A 17,921-nucleotide genomic window follows, 5' to 3' on the forward strand; every position below is an offset into this window, starting at 1 on the left:
ATCCCAGGGTCTCCGCGACGGAGCTTCGCTCCTGCTTCGCCCTAGAATGACGAAATCGCAAAGGCTCGGCCCTCACCTGAAATTGCTTGCTACCAGGGTACGTGACAAACGCCGCCGCTTCGACTATATGAGCCGCATGATCCACCTGACCGCCACCTATTGGTACTTTAGCAGCTCGCTGGCGGCGGGAGGATTGCGCTCGATCTGAAGATTGCAGCAAACAGTCCGACAAGCCGCCAGACCTGGCGGCTTTTTTGTTTTCAGCCGGCAGGTCTCCCAACCAGGAGCAGAAGCCGTGTTGACCACCACAGACGACCTTCGGGTCAAGGAACTGAGACTGCTGAGCACGCCGGAAGAGGTGATGCGCGAGATACCGCGCTCACTCACGGCGACGCGCACCGTTGCCGCCTCGCGCAACGCCATCCACTCCATCCTGACCGGGGCCGACGACCGACTTGTTGTCATCGTCGGCCCTTGTTCCATCCACGATCCGGTCGCGGCCGTTGACTATGCCAGCCGTCTGGCGGCGCTGCGCGAAGCTCTGTCCGACCGGCTCGAGATCGTGATGCGGGTCTATTTCGAAAAGCCGCGCACGACGGTCGGCTGGAAGGGCCTGATCAACGACCCCGACCTCGACGGCAGCTTCAACATCGACGAGGGGCTGCGGATGGCACGCAATGTGCTGTCGGCCGTCAACAATCTGGGCCTGCCGGCGGCGACCGAATTCCTCGATATGACCACGCCGCAATACATTGCCGACCTCGTCGCCTGGGGCGCGATCGGCGCGCGCACGACCGAGAGCCAGATCCATCGCGAGCTGGCCTCGGGCCTCTCTTGCCCGGTCGGCTTCAAGAACGGCACCGACGGCAATCTCAGGATCGCCGCCGAGGCGGTGAAGTCGGCCGCGCAGCCGCATCATTTCATGGCGGTGACCAAGGGCGGACGCAGCGCCATCGCGGCAACGACTGGAAACGAGGATTGCCATGTCATCCTGCGTGGCGGCATTCAGCCCAACTACGATGCGGCAAGCGTCGAGGCCGCATCGGTCGAACTCGCCCGCATCGGTATCGCCCCCCGCCTGATGATCGATGTCAGCCACGCCAACTCAGCCAAGAAGCCGGAGAACCAGCCCAAGGTCGCGGCTGACGTGGCAGGACAGGTCGCGGCGGGGGACGAGCGCATTATCGGCGTCATGATCGAGAGCAATCTCGTCGCCGGCCGGCAGGATGTCGTGCCGGGCAAGCAGCTCGTCTACGGCCAGAGCATCACCGATGGCTGCATCGACTGGGCGGCCACGGAGACGGTGCTGCACGGCCTTGCCGGCGCCGTGGAATGGCGCCGGTCGGCGCGCCGCGCCTTGATGGAGAGCCGGCAGGGCGCCGCCTGATCCGGTTGGAGCATAAGGGCGGCGTTTCCGGTTTCAGCCCAGGACCACGCCGCCCTTAGAGCAGTTCACCGTTTCATGGAAACGGCGAACCGCTCTAACTCTTTGTTTTGACGCAATTCCGGACAGAAAACCGCACGCACTTTTCTTGGAATTGCTCTAGGGCCGCAGCCCTCCACCTCCCTTGCATGCCACCGATCCCCGTGTTACATACTGAACCAAATGGTTCAGTATTCCGCGACCCGCCTGGATGCCTCGTTCGCCGCGCTTTCGGACGCCACCCGACGCGGGGTTCTGGAGCAGCTGGGCCGTGCGGACGCTTCGATCACGGACCTGGCCCAGAAATTCCACATGACCCTCACGGGCATGAAGAAGCATGTCGGCGTCCTGGAGCAGGCGGGACTCGTCACGACGCGGAAGGTCGGGCGCGTGCGGACCTGCAAGCTGGGCCTGCGCCGCCTGGAGGATGAGGCGGAATGGATCGAGAGATACCGGCAGCTCTGGGCCGCACGCTTCGACGAGCTGGACAAGGTTGTCGAGGAATTGAAACGCAAGGAGGAAGTCGATGGACGCAGGAAGAGCGAGTGAGGCCAAACGCACGACGGTGGAACGGAGGTCCGACCGGGAGTTGGTCGTTACGCGAAGCTTCGACGCGCCTGCGCGCGTCGTGTTCGAGGCGTGGACCAAGCCTGAGCTGTTCAAGCAGTGGTGGGTGCCGAAGTCGATGGGCATGTTCCTGCGTTCCTGCGAGATGGATGTTCGTGTGGGAGGCGGGTACCGTTTGGTGTTCGGGCATGACGGCTCGAACCCTGCCGAGTTCTTCGGCAGGTATCTCGAAGTGACACCGCACTCGCGCCTCGTCTGGACCAATGACGAAGGGGGTGAGGGTGGACCCGTCACCACGGTGACCTTCGAGGAAAAAGGCGGCAAGACGCTGCTGGTCATGCGCGAGCTCTATCCCTCGAAGGAAGCCCTCGACGCCGGCGCCGGGGCGGCGGATGCGATGTCCGAGCAGTTCGAGCAGCTGGACGAGCTTCTCGCCACGCAGCAGGGCGCCGCCTGATTCGGCCGGAGTCCCAGGTGAAGGGCGGCGGGTCGGGTCCAACCCAAGACTACGCCGCCCTCAGCCCTTCCCATGCGGTGAACACGGACACCGCGAAGAGCAGCAGCCCAGCCGCCCGGCCGGCAAGGATGGTCGCCCGCGGATTGGCGATCAGCAACTTGCGGCTGCGGCCGGCCGATATTGCGAGCCCGCCATAGATCGCGGCCTGCGTCAGCACGGTCAGCAGGCCCATCACCGTCGCCTGCATCCAGATCGGGCCGTAGTCCGTTCTCAGGAACTGCGGATAGACGGCAAGGACGAACAGGTAGGCCTTCGGATTGATCAGGCAGGTCACAAGGCCTTGGCGAAACGCCTTCCATGCCGAGCGGCTGCCGGCGGGCCCGTCGCGACCGACAGTGATGGAGCTGCGCATCAGCGTGATGCCGATGAAGGCCATGTAGGCGGCGCCTGCAATCAACAGCGGCTTGAACAGGATCGGCAAAAAATGCATCAGCAGGCCGACGCCGATCGCGCCGTTCAGCGTGTGCACCATGCCGCCGACCATGATGCCGCCGGTCGCGGCAAGGCCCCTGTCGCGCCCGCCCGTCAGCGCATTGGCCAGCACGAACAGCATGTCCATGCCCGGAACGGCGATGATGCCGAACAGCAGGATAAAGAACAGCCAGAGATTTTCAGCATAGCTCATGTCAGTAGCCTGTCGCCTCGCTCGGCCCAGCCGCAGCGGAACCTGTTGATTTTCAAAGGTGACGATACGCTCGATCTATCGCGACATCGCAGCGCTTCAGGCCATGCGCGTGCCGATCGAGGGCGGGAGGAGCATCGGCTATATCCTGCGCCCCGGCTTCGACTTGCCGCCTCTGATGTTTTCGATCGAGGAGATGGAGGCGATCGTGCTGTCACTGGCGCTGCTGGAGTGCACGGGCGACGACGAGCTCAAGCAGGCAGCCAGCGCGTCGGCGCCAAGATCGCCGGCGCGGTACCGCCGCCTTTGCGCCAGACCCTCGACGGCAATGCGCTGCATGCGTGGGGATTCGCCGCGCCCTCTGCAGGTGCGATCGACCTGGCGCTGGTGCGCCGCGCCATACGCGACGAGGATTACCGGCCGACAGGACTCCGCTTCAAGGATCATGCGCCTTATTCTCGGTGAGCTTCACGACCAGTCCTCCCACTTGGCGAGCGAGGCATAGTATTCGTTCAGGCGGGTGGCGCTATCGGCGGTAAGAAACCGTAGCCGGCCGTCAGGGTAGCTCATCGCTTCGGCACCGCCCTTACAGCGGCGATCCGGCCCCAGCTTGCAACGGGTTGCGGCCTCTTCATCGGTAAGCGATCCACACACAGAGCAGGCCCGGTGCTCGTATTCGAGTTCGGGCCTCGGCGTGCGAGGAAGCAGAGACGGGAAGTCGTTCATAGAGAGCATGCGCTTTCTCCAAAATTGCCACCACTGGCGGCGCGGCGGTCTAGCCGGGCCGGGATGCGGTTCGTAGTGCTTGGGCAGCACAAAGAGGCGCCCGCCATTGTGGTTCTTCAGGATTAACATACCCCTCTCCCAGCCGATCACTTCGTAGAAGGCATCGGGGTTTCGCACCGGAGAGATCGGAGAAACGTATCTCGTGATCTGGGCACTCTCATTCAAGAACGCCGTCACGAGGGCATCCTTGACCGGATTTTCGTATTCAGGGTAGATGAAGTCTTTGATTGTCTGAAAAGCCGCGTGCGTCGCTGCTTCAGCACGCCATAGGCTTGCTGATAGCCGTTCATTTGCCACTGGTAGTTCCCCCTTATTTAAGCCCCGGGGCTTTGTATTGTTTTGCCGGCGCCAATTCAACATTTGCGAGCCGACACACTGCCGCACGTCGCGGCGAAATGTGCGGTTTTGATTAGGCCAGAGGGACTCGCCGACCCCAACCATCAGTCAGCGCCCCCTGTTCACGCGAGTAGCGCAGAAACTTCTCGACCTTTGTCTTCTTTTCCGTCTTCCACTGCTCATCGAAGGGCTCGAAGGGCACGGGAACTAAGCCCTCGTCGATCGCCGTCTCCAAACGGCGACCAGATCCAGGAATTCCTCGTAGATGCGGAATGCGTTGTCGATCTGCTGCCCCGGCTGGACCTCCTTAAGGCCGAAGCGCAGCGCCTTTGAGCAGCGTTGCGAGACTTCGACGCCTTCCTCGCCAAGGATGGTCACAAGATGCTCGTGCCGGTTCATGTCAGAATCCGAAGTTGTTGAACGGATTTGCCGGACTGGTCGGGTTGAGGGATTGGTCGGGTTGAGCGGCGAGAGGGGGTTCGCCGGGTTCACCAGGCTATTGTCCCACTCGCGCCGGCGGCGCTCCTCTTCCTCGTTGCGCCTACGCCGCTCGTCGTCTTGCTTATGCTGCCATCTCCGTTACCTTCGTCGTCTTGTTGGGCATCTTCTCGATCAGCATCACCTGCTTGACGTGATCCCGCATTTCATTGTGGCTGATGACGAACACCGAGCCACGCTCGCGCGCCTTCTCCTCAAGGATCATCGTCAGCCGCTCCAGGCCGGCGGGGTCGAGCGCGTCGTCAATCTCGTCGCCGATGAACAGGTCGATCGGCTTGGACGCCCTGGTCGCCACGAGATCCTGGAGCGCCAGCGCGGTCGCGATCCGGACCTTGCGCTTCTCACCGCCCGACAGGCCCTTGAAAATCTTGCCGCTGGTCGCATTGGTGACGGAACGCGATCGGTTGCGGCAGATCTGGGTCAATGGGTGGGAAGTCAACGCAGCGGCCGTCGGCTAAACCGACCAGCGGAGCGAACCTTACCTTACATCCACCCAGCGCTTCTCCTCGAACGATCGCGCCATCGCATGCACGGTGCGCTCGATCTCCAGACCTTCGTCGAATTCGATGAGCCGCGCCGGTCTGCCGGCGAGCCGGGTCAGCAGTTCATGGCATTCGATGATCTTGAGATCGTTGAAGCCGAGGCTATGCCCGGGCGCGGGCACGAACAGATCGTAGGGCTTGTGCTGTGGCGACACGAGGATGGTGCGATAGCCCTGTTCGGTCGGGCGATCCGATGTGAGGTAGAGCTGGAACTCGTTCATCCGCTCCTGGTCGAACAGGATCGAGCCCTTGGAGCCGAAGATCTGGACGGCGATGCGGCCCTTGCGGCCCCAGGCCGAGCGGTTGACCAGAAGCGTACCGGCGATGCCGTTCTCCAGATGCATCAGCACGGAGGCAATGTCGTAGGTCTCGACCGCGCGGCGGCCGCCGGCGGCCAGCTTGCGGTCGGCATAGGGCTTGGCCATGTCGCAGATGACGCTGGCGACGCGGCCGAACAGGGCCGACACCAGCGACAGCGGATGCACGGCGAAATCATCAAGCGCGCCATAGCCGGAAGATGCTTCGTGCTTCCAGAAGAACAGCGCCTCGGGATCGGCCATGAAATCCTCGTCCATCTCGATGCGCAGATGGTTGACCTCGCCGATGATCTTTTCGTCCAGCAGCGCGCCGATATGGCGGATGGCCGGGCTCTGGATGTAGTTGTAACCGAGCGCCGCGACCTTGTCGGATTTCTTCGCCGCGGCCGCCATCGCCTCGGCTTCGGCGAAGCTCGGCGCCATCGGCTTTTCGCACCACAAATGCTTGCCGGCCTCGAGAACTGCGATGGCCATTTCCGGATGGAACTGGTTGGGCGTGGTGAGCGAGACGACGTCCACTTCGGGATCGTTGACGACGGCGCGCCAGTCACCGGACGCCCTGGCGAAACCGAACTCGCCGGCCTTGCGCCTGGCGAGATCCTCATTGACCTCGCCGAGATGGACAAGCCGCGGTTTGGTCATGTCGGGAAAGACGGCGCCGACGGCACTCCACGCGATGGCGTGGCACTTGCCCATAAATCCCGTGCCAATAAGACCGACGCCGACCATTTTCCGTTCCTCCACCGTCATAGATGCTACGTGGATGAATTAGTCCATTTTTGTTCGGAATGGAATGTCTGCCTCATTTTTTATGGTGTTCTTGCGCAGCCTCGCTATGATGGGGCAGAGAGGACGCTTCACCGATGAGCTTGGACGGGCCGACGATGGACGAACGGGTACCTCGCGACTTCGAGACGCTGCGCGCCACGATCCTCGATCGGCGCGAAAGCCTGCCCAAGCGCATCGCCCAGATCGCCGCTTATGCGCTCGACAATCCCGACGATATCGCCTTCGGCACCGCCGCCAGCATTGCCGCCTCGGCCGGCGTGCAGCCCTCGACGCTGATCCGCTTTGCCCAGCAGCTCGGCTTTGACGGCTTCACCAGCCTGCAGCAGGTGTTTCGCGAACGGCTGCGCGAGCGCAACTCCTCCTATGACGAACGGCTGCAGGCGCTGCGCGCCAAGGCCGAGGGCGGCGCCGGCCACCGGGCGATCTTCGACGGCTTCGTCGCCGCCGCCAGCACCTCGCTCAACGACATTTCGCGCACGCTGGACGACGCGCATCTGGAAGAAGCGATTTCCCTGCTGGCCAAGGCACAGACCATCTATGTGCTGGCCAAGCGGCGCTCCTATCCGGTGGCGTCCTACATCGCCTATGCGCTTGGCAAGCTGAAGATCCGCAACCAGCTGATCGAATCAGCCGCCGGCCTCAACGCCGAGATGGTCAGCTTTGCGACGCCCGCGGATGCCGTCGTCGCCATTTCCTTCTCGCCCTATGCGCCGGCCACGATCGAGGAGGCGCGCACGATTTCGGAACAGGGCGTGCCGATCATTGCCATCACCGACAGCTCGTTTTCACCGCTTGCTCAGTTCGCCAGCGTCTGGTTCGAGGTTGCCGAGGCGGATTTTGCCGGCTTCCGCTCGCTATCGGCGACGATGGCGCTGGCCATGGCGCTGACCGTTGGCGTCGGCGAGAAGCGGCGCAACCCCGGCAAAGGGCGCAAGGCCTGAGTGGAAGGCAAAAGGCGATTTTAGATCGGGGAATGCTCATTCCATATTGACTATGGATTGGAATTATTATTTCATATTTTTCGGCGCCACGCTGCCGCTCGCGCGTGTACCCCAACATAACAGGCCCGACGGGAGGTTCCAATGAGCGAAGCCGTGGACGCGAAATACGCTGCGCTCGACGTCATCACCATCGGGCGGGCTTCCGTCGACCTCTATGGCCAGCAGATCGGCTCGCGGCTGGAGGACATCACCTCCTTCGCCAAGTCGGTGGGCGGCTGCCCGGCCAACATCTCGGTCGGCACGGCGCGGCTCGGCCTGCGTTCGGCGCTGCTGACGCGGGTCGGTGACGAGCAGATGGGCCGCTTCATCCGTGAACAATTGAAGCGCGAAGGCGTCAACACCGACGGGCTGAAGACCGACAAGGAGCGATTGACCGCGCTGGTGCTGCTTTCGGTCGAGAGCGAAGGCGTTTCGCCGATGATCTTCTACCGCTCCGACTGCGCCGACATGGCGCTGGCCGAGGAGGACATCGACGAGACGTTTATTTCCTCGGCTCGCGCGGTCGTCGTCACCGGCACGCATTTTTCCCGGCCCAACAGCGATGCCGCCCAGCGCAAGGCGATCCGCATCATGAAGGCCAAGGGCGGCAAGGTCGTGTTCGACATCGACTACCGGCCGAACCTCTGGGGCCTGGCCGGCCACGCCGAGGGTTTTGAGCGCTACGTCAAGTCCGACCGCGTCTCGGCGCAGTTGAAGACGGTGCTGCCCGATTGCGACCTCGTCGTGGGCACCGAGGAAGAGATCATGATCGCCTCGGGCGCCGACGACTGCCTGAGCGCCCTGAAGACGATCCGTTCGCTGTCCCCGGCCACCATCGTCTTGAAGCGCGGCGCCATGGGCTGCATCGTCTATGACGGGCCTATCAGCGACGATCTCGAGGACGGCGTGGTCGGCAAGGGTTTTCCGATCGAGATCTACAACGTGCTTGGCGCCGGCGATGCCTTCATGTCGGGCTTCCTACGCGGCTGGCTGGGCGGCGAAAGCCTTGCCACGGCGGCGACCTGGGCCAATGCCTGCGGCGCCTTCGCCGTGTCGCGGCTGTTGTGTGCGCCGGAATATCCGACCTTCGAGGAATTGCAGTTCTTCCTCAAACACGGCAGCAGGCATCTGGCCTTGCGCAAGGACGAGGCGATCAACCACATCCACTGGGCAACGACGCGCCGGCACGACATTCCCTCGCTGATGGCGTTCGCCTGCGATCACCGGGTGCAGCTCGAGGACGTCGCGGCCAAGACCGGCGCCGATGCCTCGCGCATCGAGGATTTCAAGGTGCTGACGGTGAAGGCGGCGGCCAAGGTCGCCGCCGGACGCGACGGCTACGGCATGCTGCTTGACGAGCGACATGGCCGCGAGGCGATGTTCGAATTCGCCAGGCATTCCTTTGCCTGGCTCGGGCGGCCGGTGGAGTTGCCGGGCTCGCGGCCGCTGCGTTTCGAATTCTCGCAGGATATCGGCTCGCAGCTCACCGAATGGCCGGTCGAACACTGCATCAAATGCCTGTGCTTCTATCATCCCGACGATCCGCCGGGCTTGAAGGAGGAACAGCAGCAGAAATTACGCACTCTGTTCGAGGCCGCGCGGAAAGTGGGCAGGGAGCTTCTCATCGAGATCATCGCCGGCAAGCACGGCAAGCTCGACGACACGACCATCCCGCGTGCGCTTGAGGAACTCTATGCGCTCGGCATCAAGCCGGATTGGTGGAAGCTCGAACCGCAGGCATCCGCAGGCGCGTGGACGAAGATCGAGGCCGTGATCCTGAAGAACGACCCCTGGTGCCGCGGCGTCGTGCTGCTCGGCCTGGAGGCGCCGCAGGACGAGTTGGAGGCCGCCTTCGCAGCGACGGCCAAGGCGCCTATCGTGAAGGGTTTCGCGGTCGGCCGCACCATCTTCATCAACGCCGCCGAACAATGGCTTTCCGGCAGGATGTCGGACGACGAAGCGGTTGCCGACATGGCATCGCGCTTCGAGCAGCTGACCGAGGCATGGCTTGCCGCGCGCGGCCGTAAAGCAGCATAAGAAGGCACGGGCACTGGGACTGCGGAGGAAACCAATGAGCAAGACAATCCGCCTGACGATGGCGCAGGCGCTGACCCGTTTCCTGAGCAAACAGAAGACCGAGATCGACGGCGCAAGGGTACCGATCTTCGGCGGCGTCTGGGCCATCTTCGGCCACGGCAATGTTGCCGGCATCGGCGAGGCGCTCTACCAAGTGCGCGACGAACTGCCGACCTTCCGCGCCCACAATGAACAGGCGATGGCGCATGCGGCGATCGCCTATGGCAAGGCCAATTTCCGTCGCCGCTTCATGGCCGCCACCTCTTCGATCGGACCCGGCGCGCTCAACATGGTGACGGCGGCGGCACTTGCGCATGTAAACAGGTTGCCTGTCCTGTTTCTGCCGGGCGACGTCTTCGCCAACCGCATTCCTGACCCGGTGCTGCAGCAGGCCGAGGATTTTTCCGACGGCACGGCGACGGTCAATGACTGTTTTCGTCCGGTGTCGCGCTATTTCGACCGTATCACGCGGCCGGAGCAGATCATCCCGGCGCTTAACCGCGCCATGGCCGTGCTGACCGATCCGGCCGAATGCGGGCCGGTGACCTTGTCGCTCTGCCAGGACGTGCAGGCCGAGGCCTATGACTATCCCGAGAGCTTCTTTGCCGAACGGGTCTGGCGCCAGCGCCGGCCGCGCCCGGATCGGGCTGAATTGGCGGCTGCGGTTGCAGCGCTGAAGAGCGCAAGCAAGCCGCTGGTGATCGCCGGCGGCGGCGTGCTCTATTCTCGGGCCTCGGACGAACTGGCGAAATTCGTTGAAGGCGCCGGCATTCCGGTCTGCGAAACGCAGGGCGGCAAATCCTCGCTGCCGGACGATCATCCGCTCAACATGGCGGCGATCGGCGTCACCGGCACGCCGGCCGCCAACCGGCTGGCGGAAGAGGCCGATGTCGTGCTCGCCATCGGCACGCGCCTGCAGGATTTCACCACCGGCTCCTGGGCGCTGTTCAAGAATTCGGGCAAGACCATCATCGGCTTGAATGTGCAGCCTTTCGATGCCGGCAAGCATCGGGCATCGCCGCTGGTCGCCGACGCGGCCGAAGGCTTGGCCGAACTCGGTGCCGCGCTGAAGGGTTGGAAGGCGCCATCCGCCTGGACCGACAATGCGGCAGCCGGCAAGAAGGAATGGCAGGCCGAAGCCGCCAAGGTGACGGCGTCGACCAATGCCGCCTACCCTTCCGACGCGCAGGTGATCGGCGCCGTGCAACGCGCCATGGGCTCCGGCGTGACGCTGCTCAACGCCGCCGGCGGGCTGCCGGGCGAATTGCACAAGCTTTGGCAGGCCGGCGCGCCCGGCTCGTATCATGCCGAATACGGCTTCTCGACCATGGGTTACGAGATTGCCGGCGGGCTCGGCACCAAGATGGCCAAGCCCGGGGAAGAGGTCGTCGTCATGATCGGCGACGGCTCTTATCTGATGCTCAATTCCGAGATCGCCACCTCGGTGATGCTCGGCCTGAAGCTAACCATCGTGCTGCTCGACAACAGGGGTTTTGGCTGCATCAACCGGCTGCAGATGGCGACCGGCGGCGCCAACTTCAACAATCTCCTGAAGGACGCGCGCCACGAGGTGCTGCCCGACGTCGACTTTGCCGCGCACGCCGCGAGCATGGGGGCGATCGCCGAGAAGGTCTCGTCGATCGCAGGGCTGGAGACGGCGCTGGCTCAGGCGAAAGGCAACGACCGCACCACGGTGCTGGTCATCGACACCGATCCGCTGGTCTCCACCGATGCCGGCGGCCACTGGTGGGACGTGGCGGTGCCGGAAGTCTCCGAGCGCAGCCAAGTGAACGCGGCGCGCAAGGTCTATGACGAGAAGCGGCGGATGCAGAGCGTCGGCGATTGATCTCGGCGCTGCCCACCCCCTACCTCTCCTTGTGGGGAGGTCGGACCGAAGGTCCGGGTAGGGTCTGGCGCCGCGGCCCCACCCCGCTGCTTCGCAGCGACCCTCCCCACAAGGGGGAGGGTGAACAAGAACCGGAGTGACGACTTGAAAGCCAAACTGGGCATGTCCCCCATCGCGTGGTGGAACGACGATCTTGCGGAACTCAGCGACGACGTGTCGTTGGAGGAGTGCCTACGCCAGTCGCGTTCGGCCGGCTTCACCGGCATGGAGATGGGACGGCGCTTTCCCAAGGACCCCAAGGTGATGCTGCCGATCCTGAAGGCGGCTGACGTCACGCTGTGCGGCGGCTGGTTCTCGGGCACGCTGGTCGACGAGGAGATGAGCAAGAACAAGGATCGCATCCAGCCGATGATCGACCTGTTCAAGGCGGTCAACGCGCCTTGCATCGTCTATGGCGAGGTTGGCCGTTCGATCCAGGGCGACCGCTCGAAGCCGCTCGCCACCAAGCCGAAACTCTCGAGCGACGAGATGAAGGCCTATGCCAGGCGCCTGACCGAATTCGGCGAATGGTGCGCCGAGCAAGGCATGCCGCTTTCCTATCATCATCACATGGCGGCGGTGGTCGAGACCGAGGCGGAGCTCGACGCCTTCATGCGCCATTCCGGAGCGGGCATTCCGCTGCTGCTCGACGCTGGACATCTGGCCTTTGCCGGCGGCGATGTGCTGCGCGCCATCGACAATCACCACAAGCGCATCAGCCATGTGCATGTGAAGGATGTACGCATGGGTGTGATCGAGAAGCTCGACCGCACGAGGCAGTCCTTCCTCGATGCGGTGGCTCTCGGCGCCTTCACCGTGCCGGGCGACGGCTCGCTGGATTTCGGCGCCATCGTGCAGCGTTTCGCCGACCATGGCTATGAAGGCTGGTTCGTGGTCGAGGCCGAACAGGACCCGAAGAAGAACCCGCCGCTCAAGATGGCGCAGGTGGGCCACAAGGAGTTGATGCGGGTGATGACGGCGGCCGGCTATACGGTCGAGACGCAGGGCTTCCCCGATGTCTGATCGGGTTCTCGCCAGGCCGGGCTTGCTGTAGGTTGCCGCGATGAAAGATTCCGAGCACCCCTTCTTCCGGCCATTGTGGCGGCGTGTCGCCGTCGTCGCGGTGTGCGTCATCTGGTCGATCATCGAATTCGCGAGCGGCACGCCGTTCTGGGGCGTGATCGCGCTGGGCTTCGCCGGCTATGGCGTCTGGCAGTTTTTTTATCTCTACAAGCCGGCCGACGAGAACAAGGCGCCCGCCGAAGTCGAACCGAAGGAGTAACCGGATGTCGAAGCTGCTGGTCAAAGCCGACAAGGGCCATGGCCGTGTCGCGCATGTCACCCCGCAAAGCGCCGGGTGGACCTATGTCGGGTTCGACCTGCATCGGCTGAAATCAGGGCAAACGGCTTCGGGAACAACGGACGATCGCGAAGTCTGCCTGGTGTTCGTCACCGGCAAGGGCACGGTCACGGCCGGCGGCAAGGATCTCGGCCTGCTTGGCCAGCGCATGTCGCCCTTCGAAGGCAAACCATGGTCGGTCTATGTGCCGCAGGGATCGGACTGGTCGGTGACGGCTGATAGCGGACTGGAACTGGCGGTCTGCTCGGCGCCGGGATTGAGCGGCGGCCTGCCAGTTCGCGTCATCGGGCCTGACGACCTCGGCCAGGAGGTACGCGGCAAGGGCACCAATACACGCTACGTCACCAACATCCTGCCCGAGGGCAAGCCGGCCGATTCGCTGCTGGTGGTCGAGGTCATCACGCCCGGCGGCCACACGTCGAGCTATCCGCCGCACAAGCACGACCAGGACAATCTGCCTGCCGAGTCCTATCTCGAGGAGACCTATTACCACCGCCTCAACCCGCCGCAGGGCTTTGCTTTCCAGCGGGTCTATACCGACGCCGACAAGGACGGCTCCCGCGATCTGGACGAGGCGATGGCGATCGAGGACGGCGATGTCGTGCTGGTGCCCAGGGGCTATCACCCCTGCGCGGCTTGTCATGGCTACGACCTCTACTACCTCAACGTCATGGCCGGCCCGAAGCGGACGTGGAAATTCCACAATGCGCCCGAGCACGAATGGCTGATGAAGGCCTGACCGTTGCGCGTTCACGGCTGAACCTGTTGGTCCAGATCAGGAAAATCGTCGGCTAAGGACCGGCGGGGTCGATTTGCCTTCGAAAACCCTTCAAAGCTTCGTCAATCCGTCATGGAAATCACCTATGGCAACGGGCTGACGAGGATCTTCGATGCGCTACGCCATCTACTTCACCCCCCAACAGGACGAAAAATTGGCGCGGATCGCCGCCAACTGGCTGGGCCGTGACCCGTTCGGCGCCGCGACGCGACCGGTGGAGGCGGTGGGCGATTTGTCGGCGGCGGAAGTCGCCTTCCACACCGCATCGGCACGGCGCTATGGTTTTCACGCAACGCTGAAAGCCCCTTTCCGGTTAGCGGCCAACGAAACCGAAGCCTCGTTGCGCGCAGCGCTCGACGCCTTTGCCGAGGCGACGCCCGTTGTGATGATCCCGCGTCTCGTCGTCAGCCAGATCGACGGTTTCTTCGCACTGGTGCCGGAGGCGCCATTGCCTCCGCTCAGTCGCTTCGCCGATGACGTGGTGCGCGATTTCGACCGCTTTCGCGCGCCGTTGACGGAGGCCGAGATCGAGCGGCGCAGCCCGGACTCGCTGAAGCCGGGCGAATTCCGCAATCTCTGCCAATGGGGCTATCCTTACGTCTTCGAGAGCTTCCGCTTTCACATGACGCTGTCCGGCAGGGCCGGGCCACAGGAAAGCCCTCGTCTTCGCCTGGCAATCGAGGGCCTGTTCGCCGAGGTGCTGCGCCAGCCGGTTCCGGTGGACGCGCTGACGTTGTTCATCGAGCCCGAACCCGGCGCCCCGTTCATGGTGCTTTCCCAGCACGCGCTCGGGCGCCGTCCGGCCAGAAAAACCGCCTGAAGCAACAAGCCGTAAAGGCCAGAAAAAACCAAGGACTGCCTGAAATGACCGCCGAGACCATTCTGAGCAACGCCCGCATCATTCTTGCCGACGAGATCATCGACGGCTCGCTCGTGATGCGTGACGGTCTGATCGCCGACATATCCGCCGGCGCCGTGCGAGCCGGCGAGGACATGGCTGGCGACTTCATCATTCCGGGACTGGTCGAGCTGCACACCGATCACCTGGAAGGCCACTATGCGCCGCGGCCCAAGGTGCGTTGGAATCCGATCGCCGCCGTGCTCGCCCATGACGCGCAAGTGGCGACCGCCGGCATTACCACCGTGCTCGATGCCTTGCGTGTCGGCATGGACGAGGATGCCGATCTCAACGCCGCTGACATCCGCAAGCTCGCCGACGCGATCGAGGACAGCGTGCGGATGGATCGATTGCGGGCCGATCATTTCATCCATCTACGCTGCGAGGTCTCGGCGCCGGATTGCCTCAGGGCCTTCGCCAATTTCGAGACGGACGAACGGGTGAAGCTCGCCTCGCTGATGGACCATGCGCCAGGCCAGCGCCAGTTCGTCAACCTCGAAACCTACGCCTACTACTATCAGCGCAAGCTGAAGCTGACCGATCACGATTTCCAGAAATTCTGCGAGAAACGGATGGGCGAATCGGCCCGGAATTCGGCCACGAACCGCGTCTTCATCGCCGCCGCCTGCCACGAGCGCGGCATCGTGCTTGCGAGCCATGACGATGCGACGACGGGCCATGTCGACGAAGCCATCGAGCAAGGCGTGCGCGTTGCCGAATTCCCGACCACCGAGGAGGCCGCCAGAGCTTCGAAGGATGCCGGGCTCGGCGTGCTGATGGGCGCGCCCAATGTCATGCGCGGCGCCTCGCATTCGGGCAATGTCTCGGCGCGCACGCTGGCCAGCGACGGCCTGCTCGACATATTGTCGTCCGACTACATCCCCTTCAGCCTGATCCAGTCCGCCTTCTTTCTTGGCGACGTCGTCGACGGCATTTCCCTGCCGCAGGCGGTGGCGATGGTGTCCAAGAACCCGGCCGAGGCCGTCGGTCTTTCCGATCGCGGCGTCATCGAAGAGGGCCGCCGGGCCGACCTGGTGCGCGTGCGCCTCGACGACCACGTTCCAGTGGTGCGCACGGTCTGGCGGCAGGGGCGGCGGGTCGCGTGATGGCTTCGGCATTGATCGAGCGTGAACTGTCGGCCGAGGCGTTTCCGATACGCGACGGCGTCTTCGTTGCCGTGGTGGGCCCGAGCGGCGCCGGCAAGGATACGATCATCGGCCATGCCAAGGCGCTTTTCGCCGACGAGACGCGGCTGGAGTTCGTGCGCCGCGTCATCACCAGACCGAGCGACCCGGCAAGCGAGGATCACGACACGCTGGCCGATGCCGCCTTCATCGAGGCCGAAGCCGACGGCGCCTTCGCCGTCTCCTGGGAGGCGCACGGCCTGCGCTACGGCCTGCCGGCCGAGGTCGATTGGGCAGTGGCCAACGGCCATGTCGCTGTCGCCAACGTATCGCGCGCGATCATCCCTGCCTTGCGAAAGCGCTATGCCAATCTGGTCATCGTCGAGATCACCGCTTCGCCCGATGTGCTGGCCGGGCGGCTGGCGATGCGTGGCCGCGAGTCGCGCGGGGAGGTTCTGGCACGCCTGGCGCGCAGCGCCCCTGTGACGCTCTCCGGACCCGGCGTCACCTCGATCGACAATAGCGGTTCGCGCGAAGCGGCAGGCGAGCGCTTTGCCGAGGTGCTGCGCAAGGCGATGGCGTTCTCCGACATGTCGGGGCTGATCGACTAAAGGTGTTGATGGTCAGGTGGCGCTCGCCTGACCTGAACATCGAAACACCTTCCTTTTATGCCGCGTGCCGGTCGTGATCGGCACGACGCGTGCTGGCCGACGGCGTTGCCGAAGGTTGTGTCGGCGCGTCCAGAACCGCGACGTGATGGCGGTACACCATTTCCCAGCCTTTCCAGCCGGTAAACAGCAGGATGCAGACAACGATCAATGAAAGCAGCACTCCCCATGGGCGAACTGCCGCTTCGGCGCCTTGGCTGTAGCGAAGATAGAAATTGATCAGCGCCAGAACGACGGCGGTCAAATTGCCGACCATGTGGTACCAGGCGTCCGTCAGGGCGCGGATGCGCGGCTCGCTCAGGAAATCGATAAAGCCGGCAATCGCCGCCAGGAGAGCCATGACGATGGCTGCTCCAATCAGCCACATCGACGCGCGTGCCCAAAAGGCGTCGGCAGTCCCCCAGAACATCAAATCGGTGAGAAACGCGCCGACAAGGAACGCGACAGGAAAGGGAATGAGCATCGGATGGATGGGATGACCTCCCACCTTGGCGGTGCTTAGCGGATTCGCGGCCATGACAATGCCTCCGAATAGAAAAGCTTTGAACAACGCCCAGATAAGGGTTTCGTTCCAATCCGGATGGAAGCTCGCAAGACCGTTTTCGCGATGCCGCCCCCCTTTTGCACTCAAGTCACTTGGGGCCGCACAGATACGGCCGACAACAGATCGAGCGGAATTGCGGGGCGGGCGAGATAGAGCGGCGTTATCTTTCGACGGCCACGGCGGACGGCGGCTTTTTGCCCCTGACTATTCCGCCGCTGCCCCGGCGATGCTCTTGCGGCTGGCGTCGACCATGCGCCGCCGCGCGCGGAACACGCCCCACTGCTGGTCGATCAGCACGCCGATGAGGATGACGCCGCCCATCACCGCGAAGTTGAGCGAGGACGGGATGCCGAGCAGATTGACGAGGTTCTGCAGCTCCTGCAGCAGCACGGTGCCGAGGATGACGCCGATCAGCGAGCCCTCGCCGCCGCGCAGCGAGAAGCCGCCGAGCACGGCCGCGGCAATGGCGTAAAGCTCGTAGAACTGGCCGTGGCTGGCCGGCGAGATGGATCGCGTGTACATGGCGAAATAGATCGCCGACAGCGCCGTCAGTACCCCGCAGATGACGTAGGCGGCCATGACGACACGCCCGGTGCGGATGCCGGAATATTTCGCCGCCTCCTCGTTCTTGCCGATGGCGTAGAGATAGCGGCCGAACACCGAGCGGTGCAGCACCACCCACATAACGATGGCGATGACGATCAGGGCGAAGAAGGAGTTCGGCACGCCCCAGGAGCGGCCGGCGGTCAAGAATTCGAGCTCCGGGAAATTCTGGCCGAAGGCGAAGCCGGCGGTGCCGTCGGCGGTGTAGAAGCGGGCGACGCCGCGATAGATCAAAAGGCCGCACAAGGTCACCACGAAGGGCTGCAATTTGAGCCGCGTGATCAGCCAGCCATGCGCCAGGCCGATGATGGCACCGAGCACCAGGATGAGCACGAAGGCCAGCGGCCATTCCATGCCGCGCACGGCGATGAAGTCGATGAAGAGCGTTCCCAGCAGCGCCACCAGCGAGCCGACCGACAATTCGATGCCGCCGGTGATGATGACGAAGGCCTGGCCGATCGACAGGATGCCGAACAGTCCGATCAGGTTCGAGGTGTTGGCGAGATTGATCGGCAGCAGGAAGCGCGGATTGATGATGGCGACGATGGCGCCGACCACCAGGATCAGGATCAGCAGGCCGAGATCTTTCTTGCTCATCATCTTCTCCC

At 63.7% G+C, this 17,921-nt stretch carries 19 protein-coding genes and 1 pseudogene; 13 read left to right on the forward strand and 7 right to left on the reverse strand.

Annotated elements, in window-relative coordinates:
• Positions 1-295: 295 nt before the first annotated feature.
• The 3 genes from LB547_RS29875 to LB547_RS29885 all read left to right on the forward strand — a co-directional run bounded on the left by LB547_RS29875 (position 296) and on the right by LB547_RS29885 (position 2,447).
• Positions 296-1,387, forward strand: coding sequence for a 3-deoxy-7-phosphoheptulonate synthase (locus LB547_RS29875; RefSeq protein WP_140738861.1), 1,092 nt, complete (start codon positions 296-298; stop codon positions 1,385-1,387).
• A 219-nt stretch (positions 1,388-1,606) separates the two neighbouring features.
• The gene (locus LB547_RS29880) at positions 1,607-1,972 is read left to right on the forward strand and encodes an ArsR/SmtB family transcription factor (RefSeq protein ID WP_140676516.1); all 366 of its coding nucleotides are present in this window, start codon (positions 1,607-1,609) and stop codon (positions 1,970-1,972) included.
• Entirely contained in the window at positions 1,950-2,447 is a 498-nt protein-coding gene (locus tag LB547_RS29885) for an SRPBCC family protein (protein ID WP_140676513.1), read from the forward strand. The genes LB547_RS29880 and LB547_RS29885 overlap by 23 nt, the downstream gene beginning before the upstream one ends.
• 49 nt (positions 2,448-2,496) lie before the next feature.
• Here LB547_RS29885 and LB547_RS29890 read toward each other — a convergent pair whose 3' ends face one another.
• Positions 2,497-3,132: a LysE family translocator gene (locus LB547_RS29890; RefSeq protein WP_140563550.1), complete on the reverse strand. Its 636-nt coding sequence runs from the start codon at positions 3,130-3,132 to the stop codon at positions 2,497-2,499.
• Positions 3,133-3,190: 58 nt separating this feature from the next.
• Here LB547_RS29890 and LB547_RS29895 point away from each other — a divergent pair.
• A pseudogene (locus tag LB547_RS29895) lies at positions 3,191-3,564 on the forward strand (helix-turn-helix transcriptional regulator); the annotation flags it as partial.
• 33 nt (positions 3,565-3,597) lie between these two features.
• Here the strand turns inward: LB547_RS29895 and LB547_RS29900 are convergent.
• From LB547_RS29900 to LB547_RS29915, 4 genes are all read right to left on the reverse strand, one after another.
• Positions 3,598-4,212 carry a hypothetical protein gene (locus LB547_RS29900; protein WP_140676510.1) on the reverse strand — a complete coding sequence of 205 codons (615 nt, stop codon included), beginning with the start codon at positions 4,210-4,212 and terminating at the stop codon, positions 3,598-3,600.
• Positions 4,213-4,458: 246 nt separating this feature from the next.
• Positions 4,459-4,650, reverse strand: coding sequence for a hypothetical protein (locus tag LB547_RS29905; protein WP_140676507.1), 192 nt, complete (start codon positions 4,648-4,650; stop codon positions 4,459-4,461).
• A 163-nt stretch (positions 4,651-4,813) separates the two neighbouring features.
• The gene (locus LB547_RS29910) at positions 4,814-5,173 is read right to left on the reverse strand and encodes a hypothetical protein (protein ID WP_210241356.1); all 360 of its coding nucleotides are present in this window, start codon (positions 5,171-5,173) and stop codon (positions 4,814-4,816) included.
• A gap of 54 nt (positions 5,174-5,227) precedes the next feature.
• The gene (locus LB547_RS29915) at positions 5,228-6,337 is read right to left on the reverse strand and encodes a Gfo/Idh/MocA family protein (protein WP_140676504.1); all 1,110 of its coding nucleotides are present in this window, start codon (positions 6,335-6,337) and stop codon (positions 5,228-5,230) included.
• Positions 6,338-6,492: 155 nt separating this feature from the next.
• Between LB547_RS29915 and LB547_RS29920 the strand changes: the two genes are divergently transcribed.
• The 9 genes from LB547_RS29920 to phnN all read left to right on the forward strand — a co-directional run bounded on the left by LB547_RS29920 (position 6,493) and on the right by phnN (position 16,109).
• A complete protein-coding gene (locus LB547_RS29920) occupies positions 6,493-7,338 on the forward strand; it encodes a MurR/RpiR family transcriptional regulator (RefSeq protein WP_181165350.1) in 846 nt (281 codons plus the stop codon).
• A gap of 141 nt (positions 7,339-7,479) precedes the next feature.
• Positions 7,480-9,414, forward strand: a complete 1,935-nt coding sequence (locus tag LB547_RS29925) for a bifunctional 5-dehydro-2-deoxygluconokinase/5-dehydro-2-deoxyphosphogluconate aldolase (protein ID WP_140662359.1) — start codon at positions 7,480-7,482, stop codon at positions 9,412-9,414.
• A gap of 34 nt (positions 9,415-9,448) precedes the next feature.
• A complete protein-coding gene (gene iolD, locus LB547_RS29930) occupies positions 9,449-11,299 on the forward strand; it encodes a 3D-(3,5/4)-trihydroxycyclohexane-1,2-dione acylhydrolase (decyclizing) (RefSeq protein WP_140671620.1) in 1,851 nt (616 codons plus the stop codon).
• 144 nt (positions 11,300-11,443) lie between these two features.
• Positions 11,444-12,361 (forward strand): myo-inosose-2 dehydratase, encoded by a 918-nt coding sequence (iolE, locus tag LB547_RS29935; protein ID WP_140524144.1) that lies wholly within the window; start codon positions 11,444-11,446, stop codon positions 12,359-12,361.
• A gap of 40 nt (positions 12,362-12,401) precedes the next feature.
• Positions 12,402-12,620 (forward strand): DUF3329 domain-containing protein, encoded by a 219-nt coding sequence (locus LB547_RS29940; RefSeq protein ID WP_140491266.1) that lies wholly within the window; start codon positions 12,402-12,404, stop codon positions 12,618-12,620.
• Positions 12,621-12,624: 4 nt separating this feature from the next.
• The gene (gene iolB / locus LB547_RS29945) at positions 12,625-13,437 is read left to right on the forward strand and encodes a 5-deoxy-glucuronate isomerase (protein ID WP_140625519.1); all 813 of its coding nucleotides are present in this window, start codon (positions 12,625-12,627) and stop codon (positions 13,435-13,437) included.
• A 151-nt stretch (positions 13,438-13,588) separates the two neighbouring features.
• A complete protein-coding gene (locus tag LB547_RS29950; RefSeq protein ID WP_140625520.1) occupies positions 13,589-14,296 on the forward strand; it encodes a DUF1045 domain-containing protein in 708 nt (235 codons plus the stop codon).
• Between the two features lie 44 nt (positions 14,297-14,340).
• Entirely contained in the window at positions 14,341-15,480 is a 1,140-nt protein-coding gene (locus LB547_RS29955) for an alpha-D-ribose 1-methylphosphonate 5-triphosphate diphosphatase (RefSeq protein ID WP_140582931.1), read from the forward strand.
• A complete protein-coding gene (gene phnN, locus LB547_RS29960) occupies positions 15,477-16,109 on the forward strand; it encodes a phosphonate metabolism protein/1,5-bisphosphokinase (PRPP-forming) PhnN (RefSeq protein ID WP_181178041.1) in 633 nt (210 codons plus the stop codon). The genes LB547_RS29955 and phnN overlap by 4 nt, the downstream gene beginning before the upstream one ends.
• 55 nt (positions 16,110-16,164) lie before the next feature.
• On the opposite strand, the gene LB547_RS29965 is transcribed toward phnN, so the two are convergent.
• On the reverse strand, positions 16,165-16,683 hold the full coding sequence (locus tag LB547_RS29965) for a DUF2231 domain-containing protein (protein ID WP_140493403.1): 519 nt from the start codon (positions 16,681-16,683) through the stop codon (positions 16,165-16,167).
• Between the two features lie 231 nt (positions 16,684-16,914).
• A complete protein-coding gene (locus LB547_RS29970; protein WP_140517717.1) occupies positions 16,915-17,910 on the reverse strand; it encodes an ABC transporter permease in 996 nt (331 codons plus the stop codon).
• Between the last annotated feature and the right edge of the window lie 11 nt (positions 17,911-17,921).

This window comes from Mesorhizobium sp. B264B1B (assembly GCF_020165765.1).
Taxonomy (GTDB): domain Bacteria; phylum Pseudomonadota; class Alphaproteobacteria; order Rhizobiales; family Rhizobiaceae; genus Mesorhizobium.